The sequence below is a fragment of the Streptomyces sp. NRRL S-495 genome, from assembly GCF_000966955.1.
GTDB classification, from domain to species: Bacteria; Actinomycetota; Actinomycetes; order Streptomycetales; family Streptomycetaceae; genus Kitasatospora; species Kitasatospora purpeofusca.
Genome location: NZ_JZWY01000925.1, coordinates 1 through 9,232 on the forward strand (window position 1 = coordinate 1; position 9,232 = coordinate 9,232).

A 9,232-nucleotide genomic window follows, 5' to 3' on the forward strand; every position below is an offset into this window, starting at 1 on the left:
AACGAAGAGTTCGCTCTGCGGCACGCCGCCGGCGTCCAGGGTCGGGGCGAGGGCGGCGAGCGCCGCCAGGACCACCAGGCTCCCCGCCCACAGGGCGCGCGGGCGGCGGGCGACGAGCGCGGCCGCCCGGGCCCAGACGGCGTGCACCGGGGCCCGGCCGTCGGCGGCGGGCCTGGCCGGCCAGTAGGCGGCCCGGCCGGCCAGCACGAGTGCGGCGGGCAGGAAGGTGAGCGCGGAGAGCACGGCGCAGGCGATCCCGATCGCGCCGACCGGGCCGAGGGCGCGGTTGTTGGTGAGGTCGGAGAGCAGCAGGACGAGCAGGCCGAGTGCGACGGTGGCGCCGGAGGCGGCGATCGGTTCGACGGAGTGCCGCCAGGCAGTGCGCATCGCGGCGAACCGGTCGCCGTGCAGGTGGAGTTCCTCGCGGAAGCGGGCGGAGAGCAGCAGGCCGTAGTCGGTGGCGGCGCCGATGACGAGGATCGACAGCAGGCCCTGGACCTGGCCGTCCACGGTGACCAGGCCGTGGTCGGCGAGCAGGTAGACCAGGGCGCAGGCGATGCCGAGGGCGAAGACGGCGCCGAGGATCACCAGCAGCGGCAGCAGGACGGCGCGGTAGACGGCGAGCAGGATGAGCAGGATGACGCCGAGGGCGACGCCGAGCAGCAGGCCGTCGATGCCGGCGAACGCGCCGCCGAGGTCGGCCGCGATCGCGGCGGGTCCGGCCAGGCCGACGGTGGTGCCGGGGACCTGCTCGGCGAGTCCGCGGACGGCGCGCACGGTGTCGCCGGTCTTCCGGCCGAGGTCGGCGCGCAGTTGGACGACACCCTGGAGGGCCTGGCCGTCGGCGGCGGGCAGGGCGGGCGAGACCCGTCCGGTGGCGCCGGGCAGGGTGGCGGCGGTCCGCAGGGCCTGTTCGGCGGCGGCGCGTCCGGTCGCGTCGAGGGGGCCGCCGCGGCTCTCCCAGACGATGATCACGGGCAGCGCGTTGTCGGTCCGGAAGTCGGCGCCGAGCCGGGCGGCCTCGGTGGACTCGGCGCTGCGGGGCAGGAAGGCGGCCCGGTCGTTGGTCGCGACCTCGCCGAGCCGGCCCGCGTAGGAGCCGAAGGCGCCGCCGAGGCCGAGCCAGACGATCAGCAGCGCGAGCGGGACGAGCAGCCGGGCGCGGCGGCGCCGGGCGGACGGGCCGGTCGGGACCCCGGCCGGAGGCGCCGGGGCGGGTGGTACCGGGGCGGGTGGTGGGGCGGCGTGGGGACGGTCAGCGGGCATGGCGGGGCGCGCTCCGGGCCTGGGCGGGGTCGTGGACAGCCCGGATCATATCTCTCGACTGTCAAGAGACTTGACGGGTGGAGAGGTTTCGCGGTCGCGCCAGGAGTCCGGCCACCGAGAGCGCGCCCCAACCGACCGAGACGGCGACGGCCATCACCCGGTGCCGGCGGGCCGGGAGGGCGGTGGCGAGCAGTGCGGCGTCGCCCAGGTCGGAGGCGATCCGGAGGGCGGTCGCGGTGCGCAGCGCGGCGTCGTTCGGGGCGAGGGCCATGGCGAGGCCGCAGGCGGCGTCGCGCAGGGCCAGCGGGCGCAGGCAGGCGGCGACCGGCGCGGGCACCGAGCCGTCCGGCGCGGTGAGGCCGGAGGGGCGGGCCAGCAGGGCGGGTCGGCGGGCGACGGCGATGCCGTAGACGGCGGTGGCGGCGCCGGTGAGTCGCAGCAGGGGCTGGTGCATGGCGGTGACCTCCCGGAGGGCTGGCGGACGGGGCGGATCATATCTCTCGACCGTCAAGAGATTCCGGCGAACGGGACGGCCGGACTCCGGGACGGGCCGCGCCGCGACGAGCCGCGACGAGCCGGGAGGGACCGGAGCACCCGGCCCCGGGTACGCCGACGGCCCGCCGGTGCGGGACCGGTGGGCCGTCGGCGCGCTGCCCGCGGGGGCCGGCAGGGGCGGGTCAGGAGACGCGCTTGATCTGCCAGGCGTTGTTGTTGAGGCTCGGCACGGCGGAGTAGCGACAGCTGCTGTTGTAGAACGAGGAGAGCTGCACCCAGCCGGCCGGCTGGTAGGTCGAGGCGCAGACGGTGAGCGTGGTGCCGATCGGCAGACCGGTGAGCTGCTTGATCTGCTTCTTGTTGGGGTTGAAGGTCGAGCCGCAGCTCACGTCGTTCCACCACTGGACGTCGACCCACCCGGTCGGGGTGAGCTGGCTGCTGCAGACGTTCAGGGTGTCACCGGGGGCGGCGTGCGCGGTGGTCGTGGTCATGGTGAGCGCGGCGGCGGCACAACCGGCAGCCAGGGCGACGGCGCGAAGACGGGACACGGAGCGGCTCCTCTCCACGGCACGGACGATCCGCACCGGACACCCATTCCTATCGGCGGGACCATGGGCACGGACAGTGACTTTCCGGCCCGGGGCACCGGAGCCCGCGACGGGTTCGCCACTGTTGACAGTGCGCCGACATGCGTGTTCGCGGCGGCCGGGCCCGACCGGCTGCCAGCAGACCGGGTGTCAGTAGACGCGCGTGATCTTCCAGGAGTTGTGCTCCAGGCTCGGCACGGCCGAGTAGCGGCAGCTCTGGCTGTAGAACTCGGAGACCTGCGTCCAGCCGGCCGGCGGCCACGCCGAGGCGCAGACGTTGAGGGTGGTGCCGATGGGCAGACCGGCGACCTGCTCCATCGTCTTCCGGTTCGGGGTGAAGGTGCCGCCGCCGCAGCTGTAGTCGTTGGCCCAGGCGATGTCGACCCAGCCGGCGGGGGTGTACTGGTTGGCGCAGATGCTCACGATGTCGCCGGGGGCGGCCTGTGCGACGGTCGCGGTGGTCGCGGCCAGGGTCAGGGCGGCGGCGGTACAGCCGAGGGCCAGTGCGGTGGCACGGAGACGGGACACGGTGCGGCTCCTCTCACGGCACGGACGTTCCGTGCCGGGCCCCATTCCTACCGGCGCGCCAGGGCGTGCGAACAGGCGCTTTCCGGTCCGGTGCGCCGGGGGGCGCGTCGCGTTCGCGCCTGTTGACAGTCCGTCGGCGTACTTCCCCGGGACGCGAACGGCCCGTCCGGACCCCGGAGTTCGGGGACCGGACGGGTCGGACGGGCCGGACGGGCCGGACGGGTCGGCCGTGCAGAGTGAGCCGCGCGGGCGTCAGCCGGTGATCGGCTTCACGTCCAGCCGGATGTGGTCGACGGCCCAGAACCAGTTGTTCCCGGCGTCGAACATCCGGAACTTCAGCGTCACGCTGCGTGCACCCGCCGGAACGGCGAACTGCTTGGCGACGAAGGCGTTCTGGACGTCCTTGCCGGCGTTGTCGTTGCCGGTGGCGTCCGAGCTGTAGTACACCAGCCGGGTCTCGGTGCCGTTGTCGAAGACCGCGGTGACCGAGGCCTTCTGCGGGGCCTCCTGGCGGTAGTGCGAGTCGAAGCCCAGGTACAGGGTGGCGGCCCCGGCCGGGACGGGCACGGCGGGCGAGACCAGGGTCGAGTCGAACACGCCCTTCTTGGACGGCGCGCCGGTGTCGTCCCAGTCGTCCGGGTCGGCGACGGCCAGGATGCCGAGGCCCCGGGTGAAGTTGCCGCGGTCCTGACCGGCCGGGTTGGACCACTCGCGCTTGGTGTGGAAGGTCCAGCCCTGGAGCCGGACGGTGCCCTGCGGCATGGCCGGCGCGTTGACCACCGACCAGCCCTGCGGGGCCTGCGGCGTCCAGCCGGTCACGCCGGCGACCGGCTGGAGCGCGCCCGCCAGCGACTCGAAGTCCTCGCCGAGCAGGTGGCCGGCCATCACCGGCGCGGTGCGGGCGGCGAGTTCGCCGTCGGCGACGGCGAAGCGGTTGCCGGCCAGCGCGCGGGCGGTGACCAGGATGCGGTGGGTGGCGCCGTCCGGCAGCCGGTCGGGCGGGGTGACGTCCCACTCGGCGGTGGCGCTCGCCCCGGCGGCCAGGGCGGCGGGCGGCGCGGTGACGGCGGCGACCGTCCAGCCGGCCGGGACGACCGGCTGGGCCTCGATCACGGCCAGCGCGTCGCCGGCGGTGAAGCGGGCGGTGACCCGGGCCGGGCGGCCGGGCAGCAGGATCGCCTCGTCGATGGTGGTGGAGGCGGCCTTGAGCGCGACGTCCACGGCCAGCGGATCGGCCTGGCCCATCGCCGGGTCGGTGAGCAGGTGCTCGCCGTCCCAGGGGAAGCGGCCGGCGATCCGGCGGCGGAAGCCGAGTTCGCCGCGCACCCCCACCGCGACGTCGTACCACGACGTCGTACCAGCCCTCGGGGCCGACATTGAGGTTGACGGTCCTGTCGTCGCCCGCGGCGACCCGGACCTCGCGCAGTCCGTCGCCGTAGGCGAGGTCGCCGACCAGGAAGGTCTGGGCGGTGCGCGAGCGGTTGATCACGTCCACCTCCAGCACCTTGCCGTTGCGCTCCTCGGAGAGCGAGATCTCGTAGGCGGCGTCGACGGTGCCGCGCAGGTGCCAGAGCGCGCCGTTGGGGCCGTGCACCCGCAGGTCGTAGCCGTCCTGGCCGACCGTCCAGACGTCGGAGGTCCGGGACTTGGCGCCCACCGTGTAGTGGCGCGGCAGGGCGCCGGGGGCCGGGTAGACCGCGAACACGGCGCCCTGCTTGCCCTGGTTGATGAAGTCGATCGTCAGCTGGTCGCCCTTGAGGCGCGGCTTGACGGTGAGGTCGTACGGCGCCGGGCGGGCGGCGCGGGTGCCGCGCTCCTGCTGCGGGAAGGACTGCGGGTTGGGCACAGTGGGCGCGGGCAGCTTGCCGGTGTCGACGACCTTCTGCCGGTTGCCGCTGGTGTCGGGGAGCTCGGGCCAGCGCGGGTCGCGACCGGAGAAGTCGAAGACGTTGGTGAGGTCGCCGCAGACCGAGCGCCGCCAGGGGCTGATGTTGGGCTCCTGGACGCCGAAGCGCTGCTCCAGGAAGCGCAGCACCGAGGTGTGGTCGTAGACGCTGGAGTCGACCACGCCGCCGCGGGTCCACGGCGAGACCACGATCATCGGCACCCGGACGCCGAGGCCCATCGGGTACGGGCCGGAGACCACGCTCTCGCCGGCGGGCAGGGTGTCGGACCAGGCGAGCGAGCCGTCGGCGGCCCTGACCCGGTACTTGCCGTCCTGGCTCACCACGCGGTGGTAGGTGGAGCCGCCCTTGCTCACGCGGACGACGACCTCGCCGTCCACGGGCACGGTGGACTTGCCGCGACCGGCGGCCAGCGGCGGGACGGGCGGCAGCTGGTGGTCGAAGAAGCCGCCGTGCTCGTCGTAGTTGAGGATGAAGACGGTCTTCTCCCACACCTCGGGCTTGGCCGCGAGGGCGGCCAGCAGCCGGGCGGTGAGGTGCTCGCCGTTCGGCGGCGCGTAGTTGGCGTGCTCGGAGAGCGCGGCGGGGGCGACGATCCAGGACACCTGCGGGAGGGTGTCGGCCTGGATGTCGGCGGCGAAGGCCTCGACCAGGGCGTCGCCCATCGCGAACGGGTCGCCCTTCTTGGCCGGGTCGCCGACCGCGCGCATGCCGCGCTCGTACAGCGGCTCGCCGGGCTTGGCCTTGACGAAGGGGGCGAACCAGGCGAGCGCGTTGTCGTCGAAGTTGTCCAGCGCCTGGTAGGTCCGCCAGCTGACGCCGGCCTTCTCCAGGCGCTCGGCGTAGGTGGTCCACTCGTAGCCACCGGGGATCTCGGTGTTGTCGGTGACCGGGGTGTCCCGGACGGTGCCGCCGCTGGTGCCCGTCATCAGGTGCTCGCGGTTGGTGTTGGTGTTGCACTGCACCGACGCGTAGTAGGCGTCACAGGTGGTGAACACCGAGGCCAGCGCGTGGTAGAAGGGCATGTCGGCGCTCTCGTAGTAGCCCTGGCCGAGCCAGCCGCTGGAGCGGCGGGTGACCGAGCCGTCGGCGAGGCCGTCGTTCCAGGCCTTCATCGAGTCGACGAAGCCGAACGCGGGGGCGCCCTGCTGGTACGCGTTGGTGTGGGCGGCGTTCATCGGGAACGGCAGGAGGTGGCCCTCCTTGCGGCTCGGGTCGGGCTGGTGGAAGACCGAGCGGCCGTTGACGCCCCGCACCGCCGTCCGGTCGCCGAAGCCGCGGACGCCGGCCTGGGTGCCGAAGTAGTGGTCGAAGGCGCGGTTCTCCTGCATGAACACCACAACGTGCTGGATGTCCGCCAGGCGGCCGGGGCGGGCCGGCGCGGCGAGCGCCTCGCGCACGCTGAGGGGGAGGGCGGACAGCACGGCGGCGGCGGCCGCGCCGCCGAGCAGGGTGCGGCGCGACAGTTCGGGCTGCGGACTCATCGGGGGTGACTCCTTGTACAAAGCGGGGGGCGCCTGGAGCTGTGGTCCAGACCCGTTATGTGTACGGGCCCCAGGTGGACGGGAACGGGGGGTTCGATGGCGCGTCGATGACGGACAGTGAACCCATAGCTGTACAGACAACTTGCCGTCGATGTCGGTCCGCGGCCGCCCCTCCCGCCGGGACCGCCGCGGCCGCCGTCCCCAGCCCCGCCGGTCACGCCAGACCCCCCGGGGCGGAAGGTGGTTGACGAACCGTCGGCAGCCTCCGGCCAGGTCGTGGACAACCCTTGACGAGGCATGTGGTCTGTGGAAACCTCGCGGCAGGTCCAGGCCAATGATCTTCGTACGGGGGTAGGGGATCGCTTCGCCTGACGCATCAGGGGGGAAACCTGGGAGTCGGGTCCGGCCGTGCCTCGGCGCCTGCCGACCGGTCCGCGGGGCGGGCCGGACACCCTTCGGCAGCCGCGCCGTCCGACCGCGCCGTGCCGCGCCCGCGCGCCGCCACGGCCACCGCTCGGACGGGTGCCCCGCAGCTCCGTCTCCGACTCCCGAATCGAGCACAGCATGTCCGACTCCCCCAACCGGCCCGGCCCTTCCTCCGCCGCCGGGGACCCCGCGAGAGCGACGGACGCCGCACGGCCCGCCTCCCCCGCCCAGCACGGCATCTGGCTGACCAGCAGGCTCACCCACGTCCCCGAGGTCTTCCACCTCGCGCTGCGGATCGGCTTCGACCGGATCGACACCGGGGCGCTGGCCCGCGCCGTCGCCGCGACCGTCGCCCGGCACCCCGCGCTCTCCTCCGCGCTGGTGGAACGGGACGGTGTGCTCCACCCCGTCCCGGCCGGGCGGGCGCCCGCGCTCACCGTCCTGGAACCGGGCGGCGAGCCGCTCGGCGAGTGTGCCGACGCCTGCGCCGACGCCCTCGCCAAGCGGCTCGCCGAGGAGCTCGCCCTGCCGTTCGACCTGGCCCGGGGGCCGCTCGCCCGGTTCGCCCTGGAGCGGCGGGCGGACGGGAGCGCCGAGCTGCTGGTGGTGGCGCACCACGCGGTGTTCGACGGGAACTCCAAGGACGTGCTGGTCGCGGACCTCGCCGCCGGGTACGCCGCCGCGCTCGCGTCGGCGGCGGCGGACGGGGGCGGGGACGGGGGGTCCGCCCGGGGCTCGGCGACCGCGACCGTGACCGCGCTCGGCGCGGAGGCGGAGGCGGACACGGACGCCGCGCCGCTGGACCCCGAACTCCTGGCCCGGGCCGCCGCCTTCCACGGCCCCCGGTGGGCGGCCGCCACCGCCCCGGTGCTCCCCGGCGGTCCCCGCGCCGTGACCGACGCCGGCCCCGGCGAGTCCGTCGCCTGGCGGCTCGACCGCGCGGCCGCGGCGGCCCTCGCCGACGCCGCCCGGACCGCCGGGGTCACCCGCTTCGAGTTCCTGCTCGCCGCCCTGCACGGCCTGCTGCACCGCTACGGCGGCGAGGCCGTCCCGGTCGCCGTCCCCTTCTCCACCCGCGGGCCCCGGCAGCGCGGCACGATCGGCCTGTACGTCAACGAGCTGCCCGTGCACGCCCCGGCCGGCCAGGACGAGGACACTCCGTTCGCGCGCTACGCCGCCGCCGTGCGCGCCGAGGCCCGGCTGGTCTCCGCGCACCGCGCCGTCCCGTTCGGCAGCGCCGTCCCCGGCCTCACCCCCCGGGCCGGGCTGGCTTCGGCTACCGCCGCCGCACCACCGCCGACCCCGTCTTCCCCGGCAGCACCGCCGTGGTCGACTGGACCGTCTTCCCGCACGCGGCCCGCAACACCCTGCACCTCCAGGCCGTCGACGGCGCCGACGGGATCGACCTCTCGCTCCAGTACGACCCGGCCGTGCTCGCCTCCGCCGCCGCGCGGCGAATCGCCGGGCACCTCGCCACCCTGCTCGCCGCCGCCGTGGCCGACCCCGCCACCCCGCTCGGCGACCTGCCCCTGCTCGACGGGGCCGAGCGGCACCTGGTCACCACCGCCTGGAACGACACCGCCCGCGCCTACCCCGCCGACCGGACGGTGCTCGACCTGGTCCGGGAGCACGCCTCGGCCGCTCCCGACGCGCTCGCCGTGGTGGCCGAGGAGGAACGGCTGACCTACCGCGAGCTGCTGCGCCGCACCGACCGGCTGGCCGGGGCACTCACCGCGGCCGGCATCGGCCGGGACGACCTGGTCGGCCTGCACCTCGCCCGCACCGCCGACCTGCCGGCCGCGCTGCTCGCCGTGCACGCGGTCGGCGCCGGGTACCTCCCGCTCGACCCCGGCTACCCGGCCGAGCGGCTCGCCTTCGTGCTCGCCGACTCCGGCGCCGCCCTGCTGCTGGCCGACCTGCTGGCCGACCGCGAACCGGCACCCGAGGTGGCCGCCGCCGCACCGGCGGTACTCCGGCTCGACGAAGCCGCGTCCGGGGCCACCGCCGGGGCTGCCACCGAGGCCGGGACCGGAGCCGCCCCCGGCCGGCTGGCGTACGTCCTGTACACCTCCGGCTCCACCGGCCGCCCCAAGGGCGTCGAGATCGGCCACCGGGCGCTGGTCAACCTGCTCACGGCCTTCGCCGCGCAGCTCGGCTCCGGCCCCCGGGACGTCTGGCTCGGCCTCACCTCGCTCTCCTTCGACATCTCCGCCCTGGAACTGCTGCTGCCGCTGACCACCGGCGGCCGCCTGGTGCTGGCCCCGGACGGCCTGGCCGTGGACGGCCCGGGGCTGCGTGCGCTGGTCGAGCGCGAGGGCGTCACCCACGTCCAGGCGACGCCCTCCGGCTGGCGGGTCCTGCTCGGCGCCGGGCCGCTGCCGTCCGGGCTGACCGGCCTGGTCGGCGGGGAGGCCCTGCCGCTGCCGCTGGCCCGACAGCTGCGGGCCGGCACCGACCGCCTGTTCAACGTCTACGGGCCGACCGAGACCACCGTCTGGTCCACCTGCGCCGAGCTGCCGGACGCCCCGGAGGCGGTCCGGAT

Annotated in this window: 7 protein-coding genes and 1 pseudogene; 2 read left to right on the forward strand and 6 right to left on the reverse strand. The window is 75.3% G+C overall.

Annotated features, from left to right (window positions below):
* From VR45_RS36320 to VR45_RS50880, 6 genes and pseudogenes are all read right to left on the reverse strand, one after another.
* Window positions 1–1,266, reverse strand: a 1,266-nt coding sequence (locus tag VR45_RS36320; RefSeq protein ID WP_159394485.1) for an MMPL family transporter, incomplete at its 3' end; no start/stop codon positions are given.
* 61 nt (window positions 1,267–1,327) lie between these two features.
* Window positions 1,328–1,720, reverse strand: a complete 393-nt coding sequence (locus VR45_RS36325) for a hypothetical protein (protein ID WP_045944196.1) — start codon at window positions 1,718–1,720, stop codon at window positions 1,328–1,330.
* Window positions 1,721–1,943: 223 nt separating this feature from the next.
* Window positions 1,944–2,309 carry a hypothetical protein gene (locus tag VR45_RS36330; protein ID WP_045944203.1) on the reverse strand — a complete coding sequence of 122 codons (366 nt, stop codon included), beginning with the start codon at window positions 2,307–2,309 and terminating at the stop codon, window positions 1,944–1,946.
* A 189-nt stretch (window positions 2,310–2,498) separates the two neighbouring features.
* On the reverse strand, window positions 2,499–2,876 hold the full coding sequence (locus VR45_RS36335) for a hypothetical protein (protein WP_045944197.1): 378 nt from the start codon (window positions 2,874–2,876) through the stop codon (window positions 2,499–2,501).
* Window positions 2,877–3,128: 252 nt separating this feature from the next.
* On the reverse strand, window positions 3,129–4,253 hold the full coding sequence (locus tag VR45_RS43025) for an NEW3 domain-containing protein (protein ID WP_078897283.1): 1,125 nt from the start codon (window positions 4,251–4,253) through the stop codon (window positions 3,129–3,131).
* A gap of 13 nt (window positions 4,254–4,266) precedes the next feature.
* Window positions 4,267–6,264: pseudogene (locus tag VR45_RS50880) on the reverse strand (phospholipase C, phosphocholine-specific); the annotation flags it as partial.
* Between the two features lie 564 nt (window positions 6,265–6,828).
* Here VR45_RS50880 and VR45_RS43030 point away from each other — a divergent pair.
* The gene (locus VR45_RS43030; RefSeq protein ID WP_052709649.1) at window positions 6,829–8,373 is read left to right on the forward strand and encodes a condensation domain-containing protein; all 1,545 of its coding nucleotides are present in this window, start codon (window positions 6,829–6,831) and stop codon (window positions 8,371–8,373) included.
* On the forward strand, window positions 8,352–9,232 hold an 881-nt coding region (locus tag VR45_RS49525; protein ID WP_234326509.1), incomplete at its 3' end, for an AMP-binding protein. The genes VR45_RS43030 and VR45_RS49525, both read left to right, overlap by 22 nt.

Bases quoted from the DNA above. Each gene is read 5' to 3' on its own strand.
- VR45_RS36325 (WP_045944196.1), bottom strand. From the start codon at position 1,720: ATGCACCAGCCCCTGCTGCGACTCACCGGCGCCGCCACCGCCGTCTAC.
- VR45_RS43025 (WP_078897283.1), bottom strand. From the start codon at position 4,253: ATGTCGGCCCCGAGGGCTGGTACGACGTCGTGGTACGACGTCGCGGTG.
- VR45_RS43030 (WP_052709649.1), top strand. From the start codon at position 6,829: ATGTCCGACTCCCCCAACCGGCCCGGCCCTTCCTCCGCCGCCGGGGAC.